The following is a 22,865-nucleotide window of genomic DNA, read 5'->3' on the forward strand; positions in this document are numbered from 1 at the left end:
CCCGAGGTTCTTTTTCCCGCCGAGGGTCCATGTTCAGAGCCATTCCTCGGTGGTCCTGTCCCAGGAACCGGCGCGGAGGTCGCCCGCCTTCTTGAGCTCACCCTTCGCGACCCGTTCCGACGGTGTCATCGGCAGTTCCGTCACGATGGCCCAGAATCGGGGAACCTTGAAGTAGGCCAGTTTCGCCGAGCAGAACTCCGCCAGTTCGGCAGGTTCGCACCGGTGTCCCTCGTTCTCGTCGAGGACGATGTACGCCTTGACCTCCTCGCCGCGGATGTCGTCCGGCACCGCGATGACAGCGGCGAGCTTCACCGCCGGATGCAGTTGCAGCGCCCGTTCGACCTCGTCCGCGGAGATGTTCTCGCCGCTGCGGCGGATCATGTCCTTCGTGCGGCCCACGTAGTACACGCGGCCTTCGCCGTCCATTGTGGCCAGGTCGCCGGTGTGGAACCAGCCGCCGTCGAACGCGCGCCTGGTCGCTTCGGGATCGTCGTGGTAGCCGTGCATCAGGCCGACGCCGCGGATCAGCAGCTCACCGGTTTCCCCGCGCGGCAGGGGTTTCCCGTCCTCGCCGGCGATCATCACCTCGCGGGCGGGTGTCGGCCTGCCGAGGCAGCCGGTGCCGACGGTCTCCTCGTGATCCGCCGGGTGCATCCGGATGTCGCCGCCGGTCTCGGTCATACCGAAGGCCTCGTACCACGGCGTGCCCCACCGTGCTTCGAGCGCGGCGTGCAGGTCGCGCGGGATGGCCGAAGCGCAGATCGCGCGGACCTGATGTGCCTTGTCCAGCTCGCTTTCCGGCTGGCGCAGCAGGAGGGTGGGCATCAGCCCGAGGCAGTAGAACCAGGTGACGCCGTGTTCGCGGATCTTCTCCCAGAACGTCGACGGGTGGAAGCGGTCGAGCACCACCAGGGTCGCGCCGCCGGCGAGCCCCAGCGCCACGTTCCACTGTGGATCGATGTAGTGGAACGGTTGCGCGGTCAGGATGACGTCGTCCGCGCCGACCGAGGGATAGTCCGTGGCGAGGCCGATCGCGAGGGTCGTCCAATACCGGTTCGGCAGGACGCAACCCTTGGGCGCGCCCGTCGTTCCCGAGGTGTACTGGATGTTGACCGGGCGCTCGGCTTCACTCGCGAAGACCGGCACGGCACCGGAGCCGGTGAGTTCGCCGGGCGTGAGCACGTGTTCCAGCGAGGTCTCCGGCGCGATCTTGTTCAGCAGTTCCAGGAATTCCTCGGCGGCCACGGCGAACCTGGCACCGGAATGCCGCAGCACATGGGCGCCGTCGAATTCGCGGTATCCGGTGTTGACCGGGACCAGCACCCCGCCGATCTTGGCCAAGGCCAGCCACAGCAACGGGAACTCGGGCTGGTTGCGCAGCATCACCGCGACCCGGTCACCCGGTTCCACGCCGAGTTCCAGCAGCGCGCGGGCGAACTCGGTGCTGCGCGCGTCGACGTCGGCGAACGTGAAGCTCTCCCCGGTGGAGTCGAAGATCCACGCCGTCCTGTCCGGCCAGAGCGCGGCGGCCCTGGCGGTCAGGCCGAGGAGGGTGTCGATTCCGGCGAGCGAGGTCATGACCGGCTCCGGAAGGCCTCGGCCGAGGCGGCGACCTCGGCGGAGTGCTCGGTGATCAGCGCGTGGCTGACTTCGAGTTCGAGCGCGGCGTCGAGGGAGCTGTCGATACCGGAATCGAGGGCGCGTTTGGCCATCGTGGCCGCGGCCGCCGGATGCGCGGCGATCTTGGCCGCCCAGTCGAGGGCGGTGTCCATCAGGTCGTCGACGGGCAGGGCGGCGTTGACCAGGCCGAGCCGGGCCGCCTCGGTGCCACTCACGCGTTCGCCCAGCAGCAGGAGCTCCTTGGCCTTCAGCGGGCCGACCAGCAGCGGCAGCAACCGCGACGCCGCGCCCGTGACGCTCAGGCCGAGGGAGACCTCGGGGAAGGCGAACACCGCGTCTTCGGCGGCGAGGATCAGGTCGCAGCCCATCGCGAACTCGGCGCCCGCGCCGATCGCGTAGCCGTGGACCGCCGCGATGACGGGCTGGCGCAGCCCGCGAAGGCGGCGAGTCACGTCCTGTAGCCGGTCGAGCCGCGGGCGTGAATCCCCCGGCGGGGTGGGTTCCTTGAGGTCGTGACCGGCACAGAACGCCCGCCCCCGGCCGGCCAGCACGACGGCGCGCGCGTCCGACTTGGCGGCCGCGTCGAGCGCCTCCAGCAGGTCGTCCACCAGTTCGGCGACCACCGCGTTGAGCCGTTCGGGGCGGTTCAGCCAGATGACCGCGATTCCGTCGTCGAGTGCGTAGTCCACGGTGCTCATGACGCCGAGCCTAGACGACCGATCGATCGATCGATAGGGTCGGATCCATGCGGGTCGACACGGTCTACGAGAACGCCCGGTTCCTCACTGGAACGGAGGAATCCGTAGCTATAGCGACACTCAACGGTCGAATTGTCGCTTTGGGCGACGACGCGGCCGGACTTTCCGCAAAACGGCGAGTGGATCTCGGCGGGTCCGTGGTGGTGCCCGGATTCCACGACGCGCACAACCACATGGCCTGGTTCGGCATGGCGCTCGACGACGTCGCCCTGTCCGATTGCCGCAGCGTCGACGAGGTGTACGACGCCGTCGCGCGGCGCGCGGCCGAAACCCCTCCGGGCGGCTGGATCATCGGCAGCGGCTACGACCAGAACAAGCTGGACGGCGGCCATCCGACGCGGCAGGGGCTCGATCGCGCCGCTCCGGGGCACCTCGTGCGGCTCAAGCACACTTCCGGCCATATGACCGTGGTCAACTCCGCGGTCCTGGAACGGCTGGATCTGGCGAACGTGCCGGTCGGCGGCGACGTCGTCCGCGACGAGGACGGTTCGCCGACCGGGCTGCTGCGCGAACAGGCCCAGCTCCTGCTGCGGCCGCTGACCTACCCGACGCCGGTGGAGCGGGTCGTCCGCGGGCTGGACAGGGCGAGCGAGCGGTACCTGGCCGAGGGCATCACGAGTGTCCAGGAGGCCGGGATCGGCGGGGGCCTCGTGGGGGAGACCCCCGCCGAACTCGCCGCGTACCAGCTGGCACGAGAGCGCGGGGTGCTGCGCGTGCGGAGCACGGTGATGGTCGCCGCGAGCGTGCTCCACGACCTCGACGCGGGCGCCGGCTTCGGCTTGGACCTGGGGATGCGCACCGGGTTCGGCGACGAATGGCTGCGGATCGGCGCGATGAAGCTGTTCGCCGACGGGTCGCTGATCGGCCGGACCTGCGCGATGCACGAGCCGTTCGCGGGCGAGCCGGACAACGTCGGCTACTTCCAGGTGCCCGAGGACGAGATCGCGCGGACGATCGCCGCCGCGCACAAGGCGGGCTGGCAGATCGCGACGCACGCCATCGGCGATCGCGCGATCACCGTCGTCCTCGACGCCTACGAGGCCGCGCTCAAGGCCGACCCGCGGCCCGATCACCGGCACCGCATCGAGCACTGCGCGGTGCTGCGGCCCGAGGAGCTGCGACGGCTGGCGTCGCTGGGGCTCATCGCCTCGCCGCAGGGCCGGTTCGTCAACGAGATCGGCGACGGCATGCGGGCCGCGCTGGGCCCCGAGCGCGAGCCGTGGTGCTACCGGCTCAAGAGCCTGCTCGACGCGGGATGCGTGCTGCCGGCCAGCTCGGACCGCCCGGTCGTCGAGGGCGCGCCGCTGCTCGCGCTGGCCGACATGGTGCGGCGGAAGACCGCGTCCGGAGTCGTGCTGGGTCCCGACGAGCGGCTCACGCCCGCCGAAGCGCTGCGCGCGTACACGTACGGATCCGCGTACGCCGCTTTCGCCGAGAAGGACCTGGGCACGCTGGAGATCGGCAAGCTCGCCGACTTCGCCGTCCTCTCGGCCGACCCGGCCGACGAGTCCACTTTGGATTCGATCCACGTCGTCGCCACCGCCGTCGGCGGCGACATCGTCTACGAACGGAGCTGAGACCCATGCCGGTGCGGGACGCGGTCGCGGACGACATCGAGGAGATCTGCGCGCTCATCGAGGAGCACGCGGTCTACGAGGACAAACACGATCTGAAGCTCGACAGGCAGGAGATGGCCGGGTTCCTCTTCGGACCCGACCCGAAGGCCTGGGTGCTGCTGGCCACCCCTCCGGGTGAACCGGGCAAGGTCGCGGGGTTCGCCTTCTGCAGCTGGAACTTCTCCACCTGGGAGGCCCGGCCGGGGATCTGGCTCGACGACCTCTTCGTGCGCCCGGAGCACCGCCGCTTCGGCCTCGGGCGGGAGCTGCTCGACGAACTGGCCGCGCGGTCGCCCGGCCGGGTCGAATGGGACATGCAGGAGGGCAACGAGAAGGGCGAGGCGTTCTACGCCCAGCTCGGCGCCGACCCCGTCCCCGGCTGGATCCGGTACCGCTGGCGACCCCACGCTGGGTGAGTCGCGGCCGGGCGGCAAGCCGTAAACTCGCACGCATGGGTGAAGGGGCAAGCCGCAGGTCGTCGTCCGTGGAGGACTACGTCCGGGTGATCTACGGGCTGGTGGAACGCGGTGAGGCCGTCACCAACACGTCGCTGGCCGGACGGCTGGAGGTCAGCCCGTCCTCGGCGTCCGGCATGGTCACCAAGCTGTCCCAGCTCGGGCTGGTCGCGCACGTCCCGTACCGGGGGATCGAGCTGACCACCGACGGCAGGCTGCTCGCGCGCTCCGTGCTCCGCCGCCACCGGCTGATCGAGACCTACCTGGTGTCCGAACTCGGCTACACCTGGGACGAGGTCCACTCCGAGGCCGACGCGCTCGAACACGCCGTGTCGGACAGGCTCGTCGAACGGATCGCCGCGAAGCTCGGTAACCCGGTCCGCGACCCGCACGGCGACCCGATCCCCGCGCCCGACGGCAGCGTCGAGGAGATGCCGATGCGCATCCTCGACGACCTCCCGCCCGGGGCGGTCGGCGAGATCGTCCGCGTCTGGGACACCGACCCGGAGCTCCTGCGCTACCTCACCGAGCACTCCATCGGCCTCGGCGAGCGGATCGAGGTGGTCGAGCGCCAGCCGTTCGGCGGCCCGATGGTGGTCAAGGTCGGCTCGCCGCCGGACGCGGCGACCCACGCGATCGGCAAGGAGATCGCGCAGGCGCTGTCGGTCGCGCTGCGCTGAGCCCGTGTCGCCTGTGTCCACTGTGGACGAGTATCGGCCGGGGTGGGAATTTTCCCTACGTCTCTGCATAATTACGTCACCCGCCTGCCACGCCGATAGGTGATCGAAGACCCTTCCGATCATGTGATCGCGCGCCTAGGCTGCGCTATTCCGGGTGGCTAGCGAGCGTGCGAAGGCGATGAAGATGACCGGTCAGCGGACACACACCATCGACCGGGGGGTGGCGGAAGGACGTGAACTCAGGCGGCTGCTGGAGACGGGGCCGTTCGCGGACGCCCTCAGGGCGGCGATCAGGGCGCGGGGCCTCGGTCTCGATCGGATCCGGTACCGGCTCAGGGGGCGGGGGTGCTCGGTCAGTCTCGCGACGCTGAGCCACTGGCAGTCCGGCCGGTGCCGTCCGGAACGGCCGGAATCCCTGCTGGTGCTGAAGAATCTCGAGGAGGTGCTCGGGGTTCCACCGGAGTCCCTGTCACGGCTTCTGGGACCGCCGCGAGGGCGGGCGGCCCGGTGTACGGTGCCCGGCGAGGGCATCGTGATGCCGAGAGGCCGGGACACGTAGGGAGCAAGAGTGCGGGCGGTCGTCTTCGAGGAGTTCGGGGTGCTGCCCGAGGTACGCGAGGTGCCGGACCCGGTCGCGCCGCCGGGCGGGGTGGTGATCGCCGTCGAGGCGACCGGGGTGTGCCGCAGCGACTGGCACTCCTGGCAGGGGCACGACACGTCGGTGAAGCTGCCGCACGTCGCCGGGCACGAACTCGCCGGCCGGATCGCGTCGCTCGGCGAGGGCGTGCGCGGCTGGTCGGCGGGCGACCGGGTGACGGTCCCGTTCGTCTGCGCCTGCGGCACCTGTGCCCAGTGCGCGGCCGGCGACCAGCAGATCTGCGACCGCGAGTTCCAGCCGGGCGCGACCCACTGGGGCTCGTTCGCCGAGTACGTCGCGATCGAGAACGCCGAGGTCAACCTCGTGGCACTGCCGGACTCGCTGTCGGCTGCCGAAGCGGCGGCTCTGGGCTGCCGGTTCGGGACGGCGTTCCGGGCCGTGCTGCGCCAGGGCGGGGTCCGGCCGGGGCAGCAGGTCGCGGTGTACGGCTGTGGTGGTGTCGGTGTCTCGGCGATCCTGCTGGCCGTCGCGGCCGGCGCTTCGGTCGTCGCCGTCGACCCGTCCCCGCAGGCCAGGGCGCTGGCCGTGCGGATGGGGGCTTCGTCGGCCATCGACCCGTCCGCGTTCGAAGGCCATGAAGCCGTCGCGGCGCACGTCCGCGAGCTGACCGGCGGCGGCGCGCACGTGTCGCTCGACTGCCTCGGCTCGCCGACCACCTGCGCCGCCTCGATCGGCAGCCTCCGGAAGCGGGGACGGCACGTCCAAGCCGGGCTGATGCCGCCCGCGCAGGGCGTCGCGCCGATCCCGATGCACCGGGTGATCGGCGGAGAGCTGGAGATCGTGGGCATCCACGGGCTGCAAGCGCACGAGTACCCCGAGATGCTGCGGGTGGTGGAGACGGCCGGGATCGACCTCGAAGGCATGATCGGCGACCGCGTCGGCCTCGACGACGTCCCCGCCGTCCTCGCGGCGATGAACGACCCGGTGCCCGCGAGGGCCGGGGTGACGGTGGTCGAATTCGCACGGTGACCGGGTGAACGCCCTGCGGTCAACCGGCCGATCGGAGTAGTCCGAAAGGTGGCTTCTTCCGGCGGTTTGTGGCAGCTTGCTTGACCGTGACAGTCATGGATGCTCCGTCCCTGCCCCGGTTCGGCCGGTCCGTGCTGCTCTGGTTCGCCGCGGCGGGTGTCCTGGTACGGGGTCACCGGATCATCGGCGCGCGTCCTGGCACACTCGACGCGTGGACGCGCTGATCCCTCGCCCGCGGACCGAAATCGCGCCCGGTGCGGTGCATGTTCCCGACTGGCTCGACCTCGACGAACAACGCCGTCTGGTCGAAGCGTGCCGAGGTTGGCGTGGCTACCGGCAGACGCGGTTGCCCAACGGCGGCGTCATGTCGGTGCGGACGGTCTGCCTCGGCTGGCACTGGCATCCGTACCGGTACTCGAAGGTGACCGCGGACGGCTCCCCGGTCCTGCCGTTCCCTTCGTGGCTGGGCGATCTCGGGCGCCGTGCCGTCGCCGCCGCCTACGGTCCGTCGACGTACGAGCCGGACATCGCGCTGGTGAACTTCTACGACTCCGCCGCGAAAATGGGGCTGCATCAGGACAAGGACGAGGCCTCGCTGGAGCCTGTCGTGTCGCTGAGCCTGGGGGACGCTTGCGTCTTCCGGTTCGGGAACACGGTCGATCGTGGGCGGCCGTATACGGATGTGGATCTTCGGTCGGGGGATCTGTTCGTGTTCGGCGGGGAGTCGCGGCTGGCCTTCCATGGGGTGCCCCGGATCTTGCCTGGGACGGCCGATCCGGAGCTGGGGCTGGCGGGGCGGTTGAACATCACTCTGCGGGTTTCGGGACTTTAGAGTGATTAAGCGGTCTTCGCGCGCTTAAAGGCGCTTCGCTGCTTTAAGACTCCTTCGTGATTGCCATTTTTCGGCAATTCTCTCCGTTGGGCCGTTTGGGCTAGCGCAGGTGTTCGATTCGGGGTAGCTTTGAGGTCGTGGCCAGCAACGATGCACCCCAGGAGACGTCCACCGAGTGGTGGCGCGTCGACACCGCCACGCTGCATGCCCGCAAACAAGAACTCGAAGTCCTGAAGCGCCGGGCGGATGCCGAACAGAACGCGATCCTGGCGGAAATCAATTCCCGCGGGGCGCGTGGGTGTAGCGGGCATTCGACGTTGGCGGCACTGATTTTCGAGGACTTCCTGGTGACGGACAAGGAAGCCAGCGCCCGCGCTGACCGCGTCCTGGCGCTGCATCCCGGCCCGGCCATCGGCGGTGAGCCTGAGCCTCCCCTGGCGCCCTTGACGGCCCAGGCCGCTGCCGAGGGGGTGATCGGTGGTGGTCAGATCGACGCGATCATCCGCACCCTGGCCCGGATCCCGTCCACTGTTCCGGAGGAGGACGTGCGGGCCGGGGAGGCGATCCTGGTGGAGTTGGCGCGCCGGGCGGGGCCACGGCAGATCGCCCGCGCCGGACGCCGCCTCCTGGACGAACTCGACCCCGACGGCAAAGAACCCCGCAACGAAGACCCCAAGGACACCCGGCCGGAGCTACGGTTCGTCAAACACCGCGACGGCACCCTCGGCCTCAAGGCTCGGCTCGATCTCGAAACCTACGCCCGCCTGAAATCCGACCTGGACCCCATGGCCAAACCCCACAAAGCCATCGACGGAGTCCGCGACTCCCGCACCCAAGACGAACGCTACGGAGACGCCTTCACCGACTACGTCCGACTGAAAACCACCAGCCGCAACCTCCCAGGCCAAGCCGGCGAAGCCACCCACATTCTCGTCACCATGTCCTACGACGACCTGATCAACGACCTCGGCGAAGCCCACCTCGACCTCGTGGGCCCGATCAGCGCCACCGACGCCCGCATCCTCGCCTGCGACGCCCGCGTCCGGCCCGGTGTCCTCGGCACCGCCGGAGAACCCCTCGACATCGGACGCTCCAAACGCACCGTCTCCCTTGCCCAGAAATACGCCTTGACGATCCGCGATGGCGGCTGCGCCTTCCCCGGCTGCGACATGCCCGTACCCCGCTGCACCGCCCACCACATCGTCTTCTGGCGCCACCACGGCGAAACCAAAATCGACAACCTCGTCCTGCTCTGCACCAAACACCACCGGCTCATCCACCACAGCGAATGGAAAGTCCAAATCGCCCAAGACGGACTCCCCGAATTCACCCCACCCACCTACCTCGACCCCACCAGCACACCAAGACGCAACACCATGCACCTCAGGACATAGGCCGACCACGTGGACACGTATTCAGCTGACTAATTGCGAGCCAGGCGACCGGTCTCTTAAGCGAGCCGGAACCGCACCCGCTGCCCCGGCCGCATCTGCGCGGCCAGGCCCAGTTCGCCCCACCCGCCGGGACGCCGAGGCGGAACACCATGCACCTCAGGACATAGGCCGACCACGTGAACATGCATTCAGCTGGCTAAATCCGAGACGGGCGGCCGGTCTCTCAAGCGAGCCGGAACCGCACCCGCTGCCCCGGCCGCACCTGCGCGGCCAGATCCAGATCCGCCTCCTCCACCACCGCGATCACCGGGTAGCCCCCGGTCACCGGGTGGTCGGCCAGGAACAGGATCGGCTGCCCCGAAGGAGGAACCTGCAACGCGCCCGGCACGGCGGCCTCGGGAGGAAGCTCGCCACCCCGCGCCCGCGCCAGCGCAGGGCCCTCGAGCCGCACACCCACCCGATCGGCATCGGCCGTGGCGACGTAGCCGGAAGAGACCAAAGTGGACAGTGCGTCGGGAACGAACCACGAAACCCGAGGCCCTGGAGTGACCCGCAGAACCGGTTCCTCGGGCAAAGAAGCAAGAGGAGCGAGATCCACGCCGGGGTGGTCCAGTGCCTCCTGCCCCACCGGCAAGGTCATCCCCGCCGAAAGCGCGGGCGGGCCGAGTTTGCCGAGGGTGTCGGTCGCCCGCGCGCCCAGCACCGGAGGGACGTCGACGCCGCCTCGTACGGCGACATAGCAACGCAAACCGTGAGAAGCCATCCCGAGAACGAGTTCGTCGCCCGCACGCACGAAAATCGGCGAGCCGGGGCCGAAAGCCCGCCCGCCGGAGGTGATCGAGCAGGGCGCGCCGGTGACGGCGACGGTCGCGGGAGCGGAGAACCGCAGGACGAGTCCGCCGAGAACGCATTCCAGGGCCGCGTGGCTCTCGGGGTTCCCGACCAGCCGGTTCGCCAGCCGCAGCGAACCGCGGTCGGCGGCGCCGGACCGGCCGACGCCGATCGCGGCCAGCCCCGGCCGCCCGAGATCCTGCACGGTGGCGAAGACCCCGGGCCGGACCACTTCGATCTTCGCGGTCATGAAGTGAACCGGATCCGCGTACCGGGCGCCAGCAGGTTCGGCGGCTCCCGCTCGACGTCCCACACCGGCAGCGAGGTCCGCCCGATGAGCTGCCAGCCGCCGGGGGAGGCGTTCGGGTACACCGCCGTGTACTCGCCCGCGATCGCGACCGACCCGGCGGGCACCCGCGTGCGCGGGCTCGTCCGGCGCGGCAGGTGCAGCGCCGGGTCGAGTCCGGTCAGGTAGGCGAAACCGGGAGCGAAACCGCAGAACGCCGAGACGTAGGTGCCGTCCTCGTGCCGCCGGACGACGGCTTCCGCCGACATGCCGGCGGCGGCCGCGACGTCGGCGAGGTCCGGGCCGTCGTAGTGCACCGGCACGACGATCTCGGCGGTCTCGCGCGGCTCGATGTCCACTCCTGCCCGATGGAGCACGTCTTCGGCGAGCCGGTCGTGGTGGGTCCGGCCGGGGTCGAACCGGATGAGCAGGGTCCGCGCGGCGGGGACCAGTTCGACGACGCCGTCCGGCGGGTCCTGCTCCAGTGACGCGTGCAGCCCGAGCACCTCCGACGGATCGTCGAAGTCGACCATGGCCGCACGCGCCCCATAGGGCAGCACTCGCATCATGCGGCCTCGATGAACGGTCCGATGTGGACACCGGAGGCGTCGAGGCCGGCGCGGATCCGGCGCGCCAGTTCGACGGCGCCGGGCGTGTCGCCGTGCACGCACAGCGAATGCGGCTGGAGGGCGAGCTCGGTCCCGTCGGCGGCGACGACCTTGCCGGTGGTCGCCATCGTCACCGCCCGCGCGGCCACCTCGTCGGCGTCGTGGAGCACGGCGCCGGGCAGTTTCCGCGAGACCAGAAGGCCTTCGGACGTGTACGCGCGGTCCGCGAACGCCTCGGCGTACGCGGGGAGCCCGGCCTTTTCGGCCTGCTGGGCCATTTCCGAACCGGGCGGGCAGAGCAGCGCGAGCCCGGGGTGGAACCGCCGGATCCCTTCGACCACCGCGGCCGCCTGATCCGGATCCACCGCGGCCGTGTTGTACAACGCCCCGTGCGGTTTGACATACCGCACCCGGGAGCCCGCCGCGCGGGCGAACGCCTCCAGCGCGCCGATCTGGTAGAGCACGTCGTCGGTGAGGTCGGCGGGGGCGACGTCCATCGCCCGCCGCCCGAATCCGGCGAGATCGCGGTAGGCGACGTGTGCGCCGATGACGACACCACGCTCCGCCGCGCGCTCGCAGACACGCCGCATCACCGACGGGTCGCCGGCGTGGAAGCCGCAGGCGACGTTCGCGCTGGTGACGATGTCGAGCATGGCGTCGTCGTCGCCCATCTTCCAGGCGCCGAAACCCTCGCCCAAATCGCTGTTGAGATCCATCAGGCCACCCTGAACTCACTGTCGAGCTTGTCGGTCACGAACATGTAGCCCGGCGCGTGCGTGATCGCGAACGGCGGCCGCGAGGCCATCAGCGCCGCCTGCGGGGTCACGCCGCACGCCCAGAACACCGGCACGTCACCGGGTTCCGCGTCGACCGGGTCGCCGAAATCAGGCTTGCCGAGATCGGTGATGCCGAGCGCGCCCGGGTCGCCGATGTGCACCGGCGCACCGTGCACGGCGGGCATCCCCCGGGTGATGCGCACGGCGTCGTCCACGCGGTCTTCGGGGATCTGCCGCATCGAGACCACCATCGGCCCGTGCAGCCGCCCGGCCGGGACGCACTCGCGGTTCGTCACGTACATCGCCACGTTGCGGCCCTGGTCGACGTGCCGCAGCGGGATACCCTCCGCGGCCAGCGCCGATTCGAAGGTGAAACTGCACCCGATCGAGAACGCGACCATGTCGCTGCGCCACAGCCCGCTCGCGTCCGTGAGCTCGCCGGAGAGCGCGCCGTTCTGCCAGACGCGGTACCGCGGCAGGTCGGTGCGCAGATCCGCGCCGGGTGCCAGCCGGGTCGACGGGTCGCCGGGGTCGCTGACGTCGAGTACCGGGCAGGGCTGCGGGTTCCGCTGGCAGAACAGCAGGACGTCGTAGGCCCAGTCCTCGGGGACGGCGATCAGGTTGGTCTGGGTGAACCCGTTCGCCCAGCCGGTGGTCGGGCGGGCCGTGCCCGCGCGGAACAGGGCGCGGGCCTCGCCGGGGGACAACGTCGCCGGTTCGTCGAAGGTGGTCATCGCGGTGCCTCCTCTTCCGATTGTGGTCACAGAAGTTCGCGGCCGCGAGTCTCGGGCAGGCCGAGCAGCGCCAGCACGGCGATGCCGTAGCCGACCGCGCCGAACACCATCGCGCCGCCGGCGCCGAGGAAACCGACCACGGCGGGGAACGTGGCGCCGATGGCCCGGCCGAGGTTGTAGGTGAAACCCTGCCCGGTCCCGCGCAGCGCCGACGGGTACAGCTCGGCGAGGAAGGCGCCGAACCCGCTGAAGATCGCGGACATCGAGAACCCGAGCGGGAACCCGAGGAACAGCACGAGCGTGTTCGCACCCGCCGGGATCTGCGTGTACGCGACGATGAGACCCGCCGACAGCACCGAGAACAGCAGGAACGTCTTCTTGCGGCCCAGGAGGTCCGTCAGATAGCCGCCGGTGACGTAGCCGATGAAGGCGCCGGAGATCAGGAACGCGAGATAGCCGCCGGTCCCGATGACGGTGAGGCCGCGGGTGGTCTTCAGGTAGCTGGGCAGCCAGGTCGCGAGCGTGTAGTAGCCGCCCTGGACACCGGTGGCCAGCAGCGCGGCGAAGAACGTCGTGCGCAGCAGGTCCGGTTTGAAGATGCCCGCCAGCGAACCGCGTTCCTTCTTCGTGGCGCGGGCCGCTTCGGCGACTGGCGCGTCCTGGACGTTGCGGCGGACCCACAGCACCAGCAGCGCGGGGATGACGCCGGTCCAGAACATGACCCGCCAGGCGACGTCCGGGCTCCAGATACTGAAGACGACGGTGTAGACGACGACCGAGAGCGCCCAGCCGACCGCCCACGCGCTCTGCACGAAGGCGACCGTGCGGCCGCGGTACTTCGCCTGCGAGTACTCCGCCACCAGCGCGGCGCCGGCGGCCCATTCGCCACCGAAGCCCAGGCCTTGCAGGGCGCGGAAGACCAGGAGCGTCTCGAAGTTCGGCGCGAATCCGCAGAGCACGGTGAAGATCGTGTACATCGCGATGGTGAGCTGGAGGGTGCGGACCCGGCCGATGCGGTCGGCCAGGATGCCGGCGCCGATCCCGCCGATCGCCGAAACCACCAGCGTGGTGGTGCCGAGCAGGCCCGCCTCGCCGCCGGAGAGGCCGTAGTAGGCGGTGATCGCGGCCAGGCCCAGCGGCAGGGTCTGGTAGTCGAACGAATCGAGCCCGTATCCGCCGAACGCGCCGACGAAGGCCCGGCGGCCTCGCGAACCGAGCGTGCGGAACCAGGCGAAGGGGCGTGTGTCTTCGGTAGTGGCTGTCGCGTTCATCGGCACCTCCAGAGGGTGAATCTCAGGGTGGCACGGGTCACATGGATAGCCACTGTAGGTATTGTTCAACAATTCCACAAGAGGATCCTTGGCTGAGCCTATTGTGCCTAGGTAGGATCGGTCACGTGACGATCGCGGAGGGTGGTCCTGCCTCGGTAGAAGGACTCGAGGCGGATCGCGGCATGATCAGCCGGACCAGCACGGCCGAAAGAGTCGCGGGCGTCCTCCGCACGCGTATCGCGGAAGGTTTCTTCCTGCCCGGCGTCCGGCTGTCGGAGCAGGACATCGGCTCGGCGCTCGGCGTCTCCCGCAACACGCTGCGCGAGGCGTTCCGGCTGCTCACGCACGAACGCCTGCTGACCCACGAGCTCAACCGCGGTGTGTTCGTGCGGGTGCTGCCGGTCGAGGACGTCGTCGACCTCTACAAGGTGCGCAAGGTCGTCGAGTGCTCCGCGGTGCGGGCGGTGACGGAAAAACCCCCGACGTTCGGGAAGCTCGCGCGCCTGGTCGAGGACGGCAGGATCGCCGAGCGGGGTGAGCGCTGGCAGGACCTCGGCACCGCGAACATCCGGTTCCATTCGGCGATCGCGGAGCTGAGCGGCAGCGAGCGGATCGACGAGCTGATGCGCGGCATCCTCGCCGAGCTGCGGCTGGTGTTCCACATGATGGCCGACCCACGGCGCTTCCACGAGCCGTACCTCAAGCGCAACGCGGAGATCCTCGAACGTATCGAAGCCGGCGACGGCCTCGGCGCCGAAAAGCTCCTCGCGCAGTACCTCACCGACGCCGAAAACCAGCTGGTCGAGGCCTACGCCGAGCGCACCCCCTGACGAAATGCGGGGGGTGGGCGAACGCCGGGTGGGGTCGTGAGTGGCGATTCGGGTTCTAACCCGAATCGCCACTCACGACCCACGCGCGAAACGCCTGAAACGAGCGCGGTTGCCCGACGAGTGTCCCTTGTGGACAGTGCTTCGGGCGTGGGGCTCGTCAGGGAGTGGTCCACTTTTGGTTCGCGCCACCGCTACAGGTCCAGATCTGGAGTCTCGTTCCATTCGCGGAGCTGTTCCCCGTGGCGTCCAGGCATTTGTTCGCCTGCGGGTTCACGATGTCGCGCGCGCCGCTGATCGCCCATTTCTGCGCGCCGGATCCGTTGCAGTCCCACAGTTGCACGGCCGTGCCGTCCGCGGTCCCGCCGCCGGAGACGTCCATGCACTTGCCGAGCGCGCGGATCGTCCCGTCGCCGCCGATGGTCCAGTTCTGCGCGGCGTTTCCGTTGCAGTCGGTGATCTGGATCGGGGTGCCGTTGGCGGTGTTCGCCCCGGCGACGTCGACGCATTTCCCGCCGATACCGGTGATCCGCCCGGTGCGCCCGGCGGTGTCACTGGAATTGACACGCACGTAGTCGACGACGAGACGCTGCGGGAAGACCGTGCTGGAGTTCGGGTCACCGGGCCAGTAGCCGCCGACGGCGAGGTTCAGGATCAGGTAGAAGGGGTGGTCGAAGACCCAGCGGTTGCCGTTGAGGTCGGCGGGCGTGCGGGTCTGGTAGAGGTTCCCGTCCACGTACCACTTGATCTGGTTCGGCGCCCAGTCGACGGCGTAGGTGTGGAAGTCGTCGGAGAAGTTGGGGCCGTTGTAGGCCGCGCCGATGCCGCCCGCGCCCGAGTAACCGGGGCCGTGGAGGGTGCCGTGCACCGTGTTCGGCTCGAAGCCGACGTTCTCCATGATGTCGATCTCGCCGCTGTTGGGCCAGCCGACGTTGCCGATGTCGGCGCCGAGCATCCAGAACGCGGGCCACATCCCCTGCCCGCGCGGGAGTTTCATCCGCGCTTCGAACCGGCCGTAGGTCTGGGTGAACTGGCCCTGCGTGGACAGCCGCGCCGAGGTGTACTCGCAGCGCCCGTACCAGCAGTTGTAGTTGCCGGGGTTCTCCTTCTTCGCGGTGATGACCAGATTGCCCTGGCCGTCGAGTGCCGCGTTGTTCGTGCCGGAGGTGTACCACTGCCGCTCGTGGTTGTTGACGTTGTCGCCGGTCTCGAAATGCCACTTCGACGTGTCGATACCCGCCCCGGCGGGGCCGTTGAAGTCGTCGGTGAAGGTCGCGGCCGTGACCGCGGCCTCGGAAGCCGGAGCCTGGGCGGTGGCGGGGAGTGAGCCGAGCAGGACGCCGGCGGCGAGGAGCGCCGCCCAGCGAAAACGGGAGGAGATGGACATCGTTGTCGCCTCTCTTCGCAGGCAGAGAACTACTTTGTTGTGCCTGACAACAAAGTATGCATGGTCTCTACCACTGCGACAAGACGTATTTTTCGACCTCGAATTAAGGTCAGGCGGCCGTGCCCCGCTTCGATCCGGCCGTGCGCGGGTCCGCGCCCTGTTCCAGCAGCGCGGCGACCGGGAGGGTGGCGGCTCCTATGGCGACGGCGTCCGGGCCGAGCTGTCCGAGCTCGATCTCGGTCTGGTCGAACACGTGCGCCAGGGCGTGCTCGCCCGCCACGCGCCGGATCTCGGGCAGGTACTTCTCGCCGAGCGCCAGCCCTGCCCAGCCGCCCAGCACGATCCGCTCCGGGTCGAACAGGTTGATCAGATTCCCGATGCCCGCGCCGAGATAGCCCGCGGTCTCTTCCAGCACCTTGGCCGCGGCCTTGGACTTGCCCGCCGACTCCAGCAGGGCGGCGAACTGGGTCTGCTCGTCCTCGTCCGACGACTTTCCGCCGCGCGCCTTGCGATAACGGGCGAGGACGCCCTCCGCGCCGACGTAGGACTCCAGGCAGCCGCGCGATCCGCAGCGGCATTCCTGCCCGCCGTAGACGATCGTCGTGTGGCCCCATTCGCCCGCGCTGCTGGTCGAGCCCCGGTAGGTGGTGCCGTCGGCGACCACGGCCGCGCCGACGCCGGACCCGATCAGCGCGATCACCGCGTGCCGGGCGCCGCGGCCGGCACCGAACCACATTTCGCCCTGCCCCTGGGTTTTCGCGCCGTTGTCGACGAACAGGGGCAGCTCGACGCCTTCCGCGCGCAGGAGGTCCGTGAGCGGGACCTCCTTCCAGCCGATGGTGGGCGCGTGCACGCGCAGCGCTTCACCCTGCTGGACGGTGCCGGGGACGCCGACGCCGACCCCGAGCACGGTCGCCTCGTCGATACCCGATTCCGTGATCACCTCCCGGAGCCCGGAGGCCACCTGGGTGACCGCCGCGGCCGCGTCCGGCCGGGGCGAGGCGAGGGGATGCTCGACGGTGGCGAGCCGGTTCATGGTGAGGTCGAACAGCTCGACCTTCACCCCGGTCTCGCCGATGTCGACGCCCGCGACATGCCCGTACGCCGGGTCGACGCGGAGCAGGACGCGCGGCCTGCCGCCGTCGGACTCGACCAGCCCGGCCTCGGTGATGAGGCGTTCTTCGCCGAGTTCGGCGGTCACGTTGCTGACGGTCGCGGCGCTCAACCCGGTCAGACCGCTCAATTCGTGGCGGCTGAGCGGGCCGTCGAAGTAGAGTTTCGACAACAGGAGGGAACGGTTGTGCCGCCGCAGGTCACGGACGGTGGTGCGCTTGGCAGGCATGCGGATACCCATCTTGTGGCGGCGGACCTTTCCAGGATGCCCCACGACCTTATCCTCCGCCATGTATCAACTGGTGAAATAAGGCGGGAAGAGGGGCCATGACGGGGGACGACGAGCTCATCGGCACCTTGCCGCCGGACTTCCGGTGGGGTGTCGGCAGTTCGGCGTACCAGGTCGAAGGCGCGGTCGCCGAAGACGGAAGAACACCGTCCATTTGGGACACCTGGGCCCGGTCCCCGTGGTCGGTCGACAACGGGGACACCGGTGAGATCGCCTGCGATCACTACCACCGCATGCCCTCGGACGTCGCGCTGCTCAAGGAACTCGGCGTCGACACATACCGATTCTCCGTTTCCTGGCCACGCGTGCAGCCGCGTGGGCGCGGCGGCGTCAACCCGGCGGGCATCGCCTTCTACGACCGGCTGGTCGACGAACTGCTCAACAACGGCATCGACCCCTGGCTGACGCTGTACCACTGGGATTTGCCGCAGCACCTCGAAGACGCGGGCGGCTGGCCCGCGCGCGACACCGCCGTCCGGTTCGCCGACTACGCGATGCTCGTGTTCGAGCGGTTGAGCGACCGCGTCCGCCACTGGACCACGCTGAGCGAACCGTGGTGCACGGCCATGCACGGGTACGTCCACGGAGTGATGGCGCCCGGGCGCCGGGACGCGAAGGCGGGCATGGCCGCGGCGCATCACCTGCTGCTCGGCCACGGTCTCGCCGTGCGGCGGATGCGGGAGCTCGCGCCGCCGGGGACCGAGTTCGGCATCACGCTCAACCTGAGCACCGCCGACCCGGCCACCCCGAGCGAGGCCGACCGGGCCGCCGCGCGTTTCGAGGACGGGCTCGGGACGAGGTTCTACCTCGACTCGCTCGTCCACGGCCGGTACCCGGAGGACGTGCTGGAGACGCTCGCGCGGCAGGGCATCCGCCTGCCGTCGGAGCCGTGGGATCCGTCGATCATCGCGGCTCCGCTCGATTTCCTCGGCGTCGACTACTACTTCGGGACGCGGTATTCCGGGGTGGAGGAGAACGGGGACGCCGTGGAGCATTTCGGGATGCCCGCGTTCCGCAAGGTCCCGTTCGGGGCACCGTCGACAGAGCTGGGCTGGGAGATCCTGCCGCACAAGCTCACCGAACTGCTCGTCCGGATCAGCCGCGACTATCCGGGGCTGCCGCTTTACGTCACCGAGAACGGCGCCGCGTTCGCCGACGTCCCCGACGAGACCGGTTTCGTCCGCGACGACGATCGCGCCGGATACCTGTCCGCGCATATCGCCGCCACAGCCGCCGCGCGGCGGGCGGGCGCGGACGTCCGCGGCTATTTCGCCTGGTCCTTTTTGGACAGTTTCGAATGGGCGTACGGCTACGCGAAGCGGCTCGGCCTGGTGCGGGTCGACCGCGAGACGCAGGCGCGGACGATCAAACAGAGCGGGCTGGTGTACCGCGACATCGTCGAGCGGGTGCGCGGCGGACGGCGGTAGGGCCTGCTCCACCATCGAACCGGCGGTTCGCTCCATTCTTCCCGGTGATCCCGCGTCCTAGGTTCGGCAGCGGAAAGTTGTTTGCCGCTACCGGAATACGTTGGGGGACAGTGATGACCGTCAGGCTCGAGCAACGTGACCATGGGGAGGCGGCGCCACGGAAATCGTGGTGGCGAAGGCCGTGGGTGGGCCCCATGGCCGTGGTCGTGGTGGTCTTCCTGGCCTTCTCGATGCCGCCGTATCTGTCGTTGGACCCGGCGCAGTCGCGGGTTCCGCAGCCGCCGGGGTTCACCTCGCACTACTGGTTCCTCGCGGCGCACGTGCTGTTCGGCTCGATCGCGATGGTCGGCGCGCTGCTGCAGATCTGGCCGTGGTTCCGGGCGAAGTACCCGGCGGTGCACCGGAAGATCGGCCGGGTGTACGTCTTCGGCGGAGTGCTCCCGGCAGGCCTGCTGGCGCTGACCGTCGGCGCGATGAGCCCGTTCGGCCCCGCGACGCGGGTGGCCAACGTCGTGGCCGGGGTGCTGTGGCTGGCGTGCACGTTCGCCGGCTGGCGCGCGGCGAGGCAACGCCGGTTCGGCGACCACCGGCGCTGGATGATCCGCAGTTTCGCGCTGACCATGTCGATCATCGTCAGCCGGGTGGTCGGGCCGATCACGGTGATCACGCTGCGGCCGCAGCTGGAGACCACGTTCGGCGGCAGCGAACTCGCCTTGACCCAGTCGGTCGCCGCGATCACGGCCTGGCTGAGCCCGACGCTGGTCGTCATCGCGACGCAGTGGTACCTGGATCGCCGTCCGGCTAGGAAGAAGTCAGCGATCGCGCGATGATCGTCCGCTGCACTTCGGAGGCGCCTTCGTAGATCCGCGGCGCGCGGACCTCGCGGTAGAGGTGTTCGAGCAGATGACCTCGCCGCAGCGCCCGCGCGCCGTGGATCTGCACGGCCGAGTCGACGACGTACTGCGCGGTCTCGGTGGCGAACAGTTTCGCCATAGCGGCGCGGCCCGCGAGGTTCCGTTCGCCCGCGTCGTACGCGGCCGCGGCGGCGTAGACGAGCAGGCGCGACGCTTCGGTGCGGGTCGCCATTTCGGCGAGGGTGTGCGCCACGGTCTGCTGCTTCAGGAGCGGGCCGCCGAACGCCACACGGGTCCGGGCGTGGGCGACGGCGGCGTCGAGCGCGGCCTGCGCCATCCCGACGGCGAACGCGCCGACACTCGGCCGGAACAGGTCCAGGGTCCGCATCGCGACACCGAAACCGCGGTCCTGTTCGCCGAGGAGTTCGTCCCGTTCCACGCGGACGCCGTCGAAGACCAGGGTGCCGATGGGATGCGGGCTGACGAGGTCGAGATGCTCACCCGACAGCCCGGCGCGGTCGGCGGGGACGACGAACGCGGAGACCCCGCGTGAACCCGCTTCCGGGGTGGTGCGGGCGAAGACGCTGTAGAAATCGGCCTCGGGGGCGTTGGAGATCCACATCTTCTCGCCGGTGAGCCGCCAGCCGTCGCCGTCGGGTTCGGCGGCGAGTTCCAGCGCGGCCGCGTCCGAGCCCGCGTTCGGCTCGGTGAGCGCGAACGCGGCGACGGCATCGCCCGCGGCCACGGCGGGGACCCACTTCGAGACTTGCGAGTCCTGCCCGGACTGCAATACCGGATACGTGCCCAAACCCTGGAGCGCCAGCGCCGTCTCGGCTTCGGTGCTCTGGCTGGCCAGTGATTCCCGCAGGATGCAGAGATCCGTCGCGGCGGCCTCGCGGCTCGGGCTGCCGCCCTCGACGCCGGGGAACAGCCGGGAGAGCAGGCCGAGCGCACCCATTTCCTTGAGCAGGGGCCGGTTCACCGCCCCTTCGGTGCCGGATTCGGCCAGCGGGCGGAGCTTTTCGGCGCCCAGCCGCCGGACTTCTTCGGCGAAAGAGTGCTGTTCGGGGCTCAGTGCGAAGGCGGTCATCGGTCGCTCCCAGGTCGCCAGCGGGCATGCGCGGTGCCGGGTTCTCCCGAGCGAAGGAGTTCCAGCCGTGGTTTCGGCCCGTCGGTGCGGCCGCCCTGCGGTTTCCGGCTGCCCGCCGCGAACTGCTTCGGCCACGGCATCGGATAGCCCTGTTCGGCGGCGGCGTGCAGTGTCCACTGTGGATCGTAAAGGTGGGTCCGGCCGAGCGCGCACAGATCCGCACGACCCGCCAGGATCAGCGAGTTGACGTCGTCGTAGGAGGAGATCGCGCCGACGGCGATCACCGCGATCCCGTACTCACGGCCGATCTCGTTGCGGATCCGGTCCGCGTACGGCGTCTGGTAGCTGCGGCCGTACTCGGGTTTCTCCTCGCTGACGACCTGGCCGGTCGACACGTCGATACCGTCGGCCCCGTGCTCGGCGAACGCACGGGCGATCTCGACGGCGTCGTCGACGTCGATCCCGCCGTCGTACCAGTCGGTCGCGGAGATGCGGACCGTCATCGGCCGCTCCGCCGGCCACGCCGCGCGGACGGCGTCGAAGACTTCGAGCGGGAAACGCAGCCTGTTCTCCAGTGAACCGCCGTACTCGTCCGTCCGCCGGTTGGTCAGCGGCGAGAGGAACGACGACAGGAGGTAGCCGTGCGCGCAGTGGAGTTCGAGGAGGTCGAACCCGGCCCGCGCGGCGGCTCGGGCGGACGTCGCGAACTGGTCTCGGATCTCTTGTAGCTCAGTGACCGTGAGCTCGCGCGGGGTCTGGCTCGCTTCGCTGTACGGGATCGCCGACGGCGCGCAGATCTCCCAGTTGCCTTCGGGGAGCGGCTGGTCGATGCCGTCCCACATCAGTTTCGTGGAACCCTTGCGTCCCGAATGTCCCAGTTGGACACCGATGCGCGCGGGGGTGTGGCCGTGGACGAAGTCGGTGACCCGCCTCCACGCCTGTTCTTGTTCCTCGGTGTACAGGCCGCCACAGCCCGGGGTGATGCGGCCGGTTTCGGAGACGCAGACCATTTCCGTCATGACCAGCCCGGCGCCGCCGAGTGCCTTGCTTCCCAGATGTACCAGGTGGAAATCGGTCGGGACGCCGTCTTCGGAGGAGTACATGTCCATCGGCGAGACGACGACACGGTTCGGCAGGTCGAGGCTCCCGATGCGGAACGGCTGGAACATCGGGGGCCGGACGTCGGAGTCCAAAGTGGACGCGAACCAGGTGTCCAGCTCGGCGGCGAACTCGGGATCGCGCAGCCGGAGGTTGTCGTAGGTGACGCGGCGGCTGCGGGTGAGGATGTTGAACGCGAACTGCGCCGGCTCCTGGTGGGTGTACTGGCCCAGGTTCTCGAACCACTCCAGGCTCGCCTGCGCGGCACGCTGGGTGGAGTTGACGACCGGGCGGCGCTCGGTTTCGTAGGCTTCCAGTGCACTGTCCATATCGGACTGTTCGTGCAGACAGGCGGCGAGCGCGAGCGCGTCCTCCATGGCGAGTTTCGTGCCGGAGCCGATGGAGAAATGCGCCGTGTGCGCGGCATCGCCGAGCAGGACGACGTTCTCGTGCCGCCAGCTCGCGCAGCGCACGGTGGCGAACGCGGTCCATTTCGAGTTGTTGGCGAACACCTGATGGCCGCCGAGGACGTCCGCGCACAGCTCGCGGATGACCTCGATGGATTTCTCGTCGCTCTCGCCCGGCGCCAGGGTGGTCGCGGCGATTTCGCCGAACGCGCGCTCCCAGACGTCCTCGTGCAGTTCGAGGATGAACGTGCTCGCGGTGTCGCCGTACGGATAGCCGTGGATCTGCATGATCCCGTGCGGGGTTTCGAGGACGTAGAACTTGAAGGCGTCGAACACGAGATCCGTGCCGAGCCAGATGTACTTGCAGCGCCGGGTCTGGAGGCTCGGCCGGAAGCTCTCGGCGAGCGCGTTCCGGGTCGGGGAGTTGACGCCGTCCGCCGCGACGACGAGGTCGTACTCGGCGCTCGCTTCGGCCGCGCTCGGCGCCTCGGTGCGGAAACGCACGTCCACGCCGAGCTCCGCGCAGCGTTCCTGGAGGATGCCGAGCAGCCGTTTTCGGCTCATCGCGGCGAACCCGTGCCCGCCCGAGGTGTGCACCGTGCCGCGGAAGTGGACGTCGATGTCGTCCCAGCGCGCGAACTCGCGGCGCATGGCGGAGTGGATCACCGGATCGGCGTGTTCGATCCCGCCGAGCGTCTCGTCGGAGAACACCACCCCGAAGCCGAAGGTGTCGTCGGGCGCGTTGCGCTCCCAGACGGTGATCTCGTGATCGGGATGGAGCTGTTTCGCCAGCGTGGCGAAGTAGAGCCCCGCCGGGCCGCCGCCTAACACCGCGATACGCACGTCGCTCAGGGTATGTCGCGGTATGTACGACCGTCAACGATA

22 protein-coding genes are annotated in these 22,865 nt (G+C 69.6%); 11 read left to right on the forward strand and 11 right to left on the reverse strand.

What is annotated here, in order from left to right:
* Nucleotides 1-33: 33 nt before the first annotated feature.
* Together NQK81_RS29695 and NQK81_RS29700 are read right to left on the reverse strand one after the other, a co-directional pair.
* Nucleotides 34-1,578, reverse strand: coding sequence for an ATP-dependent acyl-CoA ligase (locus NQK81_RS29695; protein ID WP_257484120.1), 1,545 nt, complete (start codon nucleotides 1,576-1,578; stop codon nucleotides 34-36).
* Complete coding sequence (locus NQK81_RS29700; protein ID WP_257484121.1) at nucleotides 1,575-2,318, reverse strand: enoyl-CoA hydratase/isomerase family protein; 744 nt, start codon at nucleotides 2,316-2,318, stop codon at nucleotides 1,575-1,577. The genes NQK81_RS29695 and NQK81_RS29700 overlap by 4 nt, the downstream gene beginning before the upstream one ends.
* A gap of 47 nt (nucleotides 2,319-2,365) precedes the next feature.
* Here NQK81_RS29700 and NQK81_RS29705 point away from each other — a divergent pair, with 47 nt between their 5' ends.
* From NQK81_RS29705 to NQK81_RS29740, 8 genes are all read left to right on the forward strand, one after another.
* The gene (locus NQK81_RS29705; RefSeq protein WP_257484122.1) at nucleotides 2,366-3,955 is read left to right on the forward strand and encodes an amidohydrolase; all 1,590 of its coding nucleotides are present in this window, start codon (nucleotides 2,366-2,368) and stop codon (nucleotides 3,953-3,955) included.
* 5 nt (nucleotides 3,956-3,960) lie between these two features.
* Nucleotides 3,961-4,410: a GNAT family N-acetyltransferase gene (locus NQK81_RS29710; RefSeq protein ID WP_192743703.1), complete on the forward strand. Its 450-nt coding sequence runs from the start codon at nucleotides 3,961-3,963 to the stop codon at nucleotides 4,408-4,410.
* A gap of 35 nt (nucleotides 4,411-4,445) precedes the next feature.
* Nucleotides 4,446-5,129 carry a metal-dependent transcriptional regulator gene (locus NQK81_RS29715; RefSeq protein WP_034308648.1) on the forward strand — a complete coding sequence of 228 codons (684 nt, stop codon included), beginning with the start codon at nucleotides 4,446-4,448 and terminating at the stop codon, nucleotides 5,127-5,129.
* A gap of 178 nt (nucleotides 5,130-5,307) precedes the next feature.
* Nucleotides 5,308-5,688: a transcriptional regulator gene (locus NQK81_RS29720; protein ID WP_126730687.1), complete on the forward strand. Its 381-nt coding sequence runs from the start codon at nucleotides 5,308-5,310 to the stop codon at nucleotides 5,686-5,688.
* 9 nt (nucleotides 5,689-5,697) lie between these two features.
* Nucleotides 5,698-6,756, forward strand: a complete 1,059-nt coding sequence (locus tag NQK81_RS29725) for an alcohol dehydrogenase catalytic domain-containing protein (protein ID WP_257484123.1) — start codon at nucleotides 5,698-5,700, stop codon at nucleotides 6,754-6,756.
* 95 nt (nucleotides 6,757-6,851) lie between these two features.
* Entirely contained in the window at nucleotides 6,852-6,980 is a 129-nt protein-coding gene (locus tag NQK81_RS29730) for a hypothetical protein (RefSeq protein ID WP_257484124.1), read from the forward strand.
* Entirely contained in the window at nucleotides 6,968-7,588 is a 621-nt protein-coding gene (locus NQK81_RS29735; protein WP_126730582.1) for an alpha-ketoglutarate-dependent dioxygenase AlkB family protein, read from the forward strand. The genes NQK81_RS29730 and NQK81_RS29735 overlap by 13 nt, the downstream gene beginning before the upstream one ends.
* Nucleotides 7,589-7,725: 137 nt before the next feature.
* Nucleotides 7,726-8,982, forward strand: coding sequence for an HNH endonuclease signature motif containing protein (locus NQK81_RS29740; RefSeq protein ID WP_257484125.1), 1,257 nt, complete (start codon nucleotides 7,726-7,728; stop codon nucleotides 8,980-8,982).
* 223 nt (nucleotides 8,983-9,205) lie between these two features.
* Here NQK81_RS29740 and NQK81_RS29745 read toward each other — a convergent pair whose 3' ends face one another.
* From NQK81_RS29745 to NQK81_RS29765, 5 genes are read right to left on the reverse strand one after another with little or no spacing between them, the layout of a single operon-like run.
* Entirely contained in the window at nucleotides 9,206-10,063 is an 858-nt protein-coding gene (locus tag NQK81_RS29745) for a 5-oxoprolinase subunit C family protein (protein ID WP_257484126.1), read from the reverse strand.
* Entirely contained in the window at nucleotides 10,060-10,665 is a 606-nt protein-coding gene (locus NQK81_RS29750) for a 5-oxoprolinase subunit B family protein (protein ID WP_257489877.1), read from the reverse strand. Before NQK81_RS29750 ends, NQK81_RS29745 begins: the two co-directional genes overlap by 4 nt.
* Complete coding sequence (locus NQK81_RS29755; RefSeq protein WP_257484127.1) at nucleotides 10,665-11,423, reverse strand: LamB/YcsF family protein; 759 nt, start codon at nucleotides 11,421-11,423, stop codon at nucleotides 10,665-10,667. The genes NQK81_RS29750 and NQK81_RS29755 overlap by 1 nt, the downstream gene beginning before the upstream one ends.
* Nucleotides 11,423-12,217: a putative hydro-lyase gene (locus NQK81_RS29760; protein ID WP_257484128.1), complete on the reverse strand. Its 795-nt coding sequence runs from the start codon at nucleotides 12,215-12,217 to the stop codon at nucleotides 11,423-11,425. The genes NQK81_RS29755 and NQK81_RS29760 overlap by 1 nt, the downstream gene beginning before the upstream one ends.
* Nucleotides 12,218-12,243: 26 nt before the next feature.
* Nucleotides 12,244-13,488 (reverse strand): MFS transporter, encoded by a 1,245-nt coding sequence (locus NQK81_RS29765; RefSeq protein WP_257484129.1) that lies wholly within the window; start codon nucleotides 13,486-13,488, stop codon nucleotides 12,244-12,246.
* Nucleotides 13,489-13,670: 182 nt separating this feature from the next.
* Here NQK81_RS29765 and NQK81_RS29770 point away from each other — a divergent pair, with 182 nt between their 5' ends.
* Entirely contained in the window at nucleotides 13,671-14,318 is a 648-nt protein-coding gene (locus NQK81_RS29770) for a GntR family transcriptional regulator (protein ID WP_257489878.1), read from the forward strand.
* A 157-nt stretch (nucleotides 14,319-14,475) separates the two neighbouring features.
* Here the strand turns inward: NQK81_RS29770 and NQK81_RS29775 are convergent, their stop codons facing one another.
* Nucleotides 14,476-15,702 (reverse strand): family 16 glycosylhydrolase, encoded by a 1,227-nt coding sequence (locus tag NQK81_RS29775; protein ID WP_257484130.1) that lies wholly within the window; start codon nucleotides 15,700-15,702, stop codon nucleotides 14,476-14,478.
* Nucleotides 15,703-15,811: 109 nt separating this feature from the next.
* Nucleotides 15,812-17,056: an ROK family protein gene (locus NQK81_RS29780; protein WP_257489879.1), complete on the reverse strand. Its 1,245-nt coding sequence runs from the start codon at nucleotides 17,054-17,056 to the stop codon at nucleotides 15,812-15,814.
* Nucleotides 17,057-17,142: 86 nt separating this feature from the next.
* On the opposite strand from NQK81_RS29780, the gene NQK81_RS29785 reads away from it, so the two are divergent.
* Both NQK81_RS29785 and NQK81_RS29790 read left to right on the forward strand, forming a co-directional pair.
* The gene (locus NQK81_RS29785; protein WP_257484131.1) at nucleotides 17,143-18,531 is read left to right on the forward strand and encodes a GH1 family beta-glucosidase; all 1,389 of its coding nucleotides are present in this window, start codon (nucleotides 17,143-17,145) and stop codon (nucleotides 18,529-18,531) included.
* A 194-nt stretch (nucleotides 18,532-18,725) separates the two neighbouring features.
* Complete coding sequence (locus NQK81_RS29790; protein WP_257484132.1) at nucleotides 18,726-19,361, forward strand: DUF2306 domain-containing protein; 636 nt, start codon at nucleotides 18,726-18,728, stop codon at nucleotides 19,359-19,361.
* Here the strand turns inward: NQK81_RS29790 and NQK81_RS29795 are convergent.
* Together NQK81_RS29795 and NQK81_RS29800 are read right to left on the reverse strand one after the other, a co-directional pair.
* Nucleotides 19,333-20,475, reverse strand: coding sequence for an acyl-CoA dehydrogenase family protein (locus NQK81_RS29795; RefSeq protein WP_257484133.1), 1,143 nt, complete (start codon nucleotides 20,473-20,475; stop codon nucleotides 19,333-19,335). The two genes, NQK81_RS29790 and NQK81_RS29795, sit on opposite strands and share 29 nt — an antisense overlap.
* Entirely contained in the window at nucleotides 20,472-22,823 is a 2,352-nt protein-coding gene (locus NQK81_RS29800) for a bifunctional salicylyl-CoA 5-hydroxylase/oxidoreductase (protein ID WP_257484134.1), read from the reverse strand. Before NQK81_RS29800 ends, NQK81_RS29795 begins: the two co-directional genes overlap by 4 nt.
* Nucleotides 22,824-22,865 lie beyond the last annotated feature (42 nt).

The sequence above is a fragment of the Amycolatopsis roodepoortensis genome, from assembly GCF_024628825.1.
In the GTDB taxonomy this organism is placed as follows: domain Bacteria; phylum Actinomycetota; class Actinomycetes; order Mycobacteriales; family Pseudonocardiaceae; genus Amycolatopsis; species Amycolatopsis roodepoortensis.

Coding starts and splice junctions, on each gene's coding strand:
- NQK81_RS29695 (WP_257484120.1), bottom strand. CDS start 1,578: ATGACCTCGCTCGCCGGAATCGACACCCTCCTCGGCCTGACCGCCAGG.
- NQK81_RS29700 (WP_257484121.1), bottom strand. CDS start 2,318: ATGAGCACCGTGGACTACGCACTCGACGACGGAATCGCGGTCATCTGG.
- NQK81_RS29705 (WP_257484122.1), top strand. CDS start 2,366: ATGCGGGTCGACACGGTCTACGAGAACGCCCGGTTCCTCACTGGAACG.
- NQK81_RS29710 (WP_192743703.1), top strand. CDS start 3,961: ATGCCGGTGCGGGACGCGGTCGCGGACGACATCGAGGAGATCTGCGCG.
- NQK81_RS29715 (WP_034308648.1), top strand. CDS start 4,446: ATGGGTGAAGGGGCAAGCCGCAGGTCGTCGTCCGTGGAGGACTACGTC.
- NQK81_RS29720 (WP_126730687.1), top strand. CDS start 5,308: ATGAAGATGACCGGTCAGCGGACACACACCATCGACCGGGGGGTGGCG.
- NQK81_RS29730 (WP_257484124.1), top strand. CDS start 6,852: ATGGATGCTCCGTCCCTGCCCCGGTTCGGCCGGTCCGTGCTGCTCTGG.
- NQK81_RS29745 (WP_257484126.1), bottom strand. CDS start 10,063: ATGACCGCGAAGATCGAAGTGGTCCGGCCCGGGGTCTTCGCCACCGTG.
- NQK81_RS29750 (WP_257489877.1), bottom strand. CDS start 10,665: ATGCGAGTGCTGCCCTATGGGGCGCGTGCGGCCATGGTCGACTTCGAC.
- NQK81_RS29755 (WP_257484127.1), bottom strand. CDS start 11,423: ATGGATCTCAACAGCGATTTGGGCGAGGGTTTCGGCGCCTGGAAGATG.
- NQK81_RS29760 (WP_257484128.1), bottom strand. CDS start 12,217: ATGACCACCTTCGACGAACCGGCGACGTTGTCCCCCGGCGAGGCCCGC.
- NQK81_RS29765 (WP_257484129.1), bottom strand. CDS start 13,488: ATGAACGCGACAGCCACTACCGAAGACACACGCCCCTTCGCCTGGTTC.
- NQK81_RS29770 (WP_257489878.1), top strand. CDS start 13,671: ATGATCAGCCGGACCAGCACGGCCGAAAGAGTCGCGGGCGTCCTCCGC.
- NQK81_RS29775 (WP_257484130.1), bottom strand. CDS start 15,702: ATGTCCATCTCCTCCCGTTTTCGCTGGGCGGCGCTCCTCGCCGCCGGC.
- NQK81_RS29780 (WP_257489879.1), bottom strand. CDS start 17,056: ATGGGTATCCGCATGCCTGCCAAGCGCACCACCGTCCGTGACCTGCGG.
- NQK81_RS29785 (WP_257484131.1), top strand. CDS start 17,143: ATGACGGGGGACGACGAGCTCATCGGCACCTTGCCGCCGGACTTCCGG.
- NQK81_RS29790 (WP_257484132.1), top strand. CDS start 18,726: ATGGCCGTGGTCGTGGTGGTCTTCCTGGCCTTCTCGATGCCGCCGTAT.
- NQK81_RS29795 (WP_257484133.1), bottom strand. CDS start 20,475: ATGACCGCCTTCGCACTGAGCCCCGAACAGCACTCTTTCGCCGAAGAA.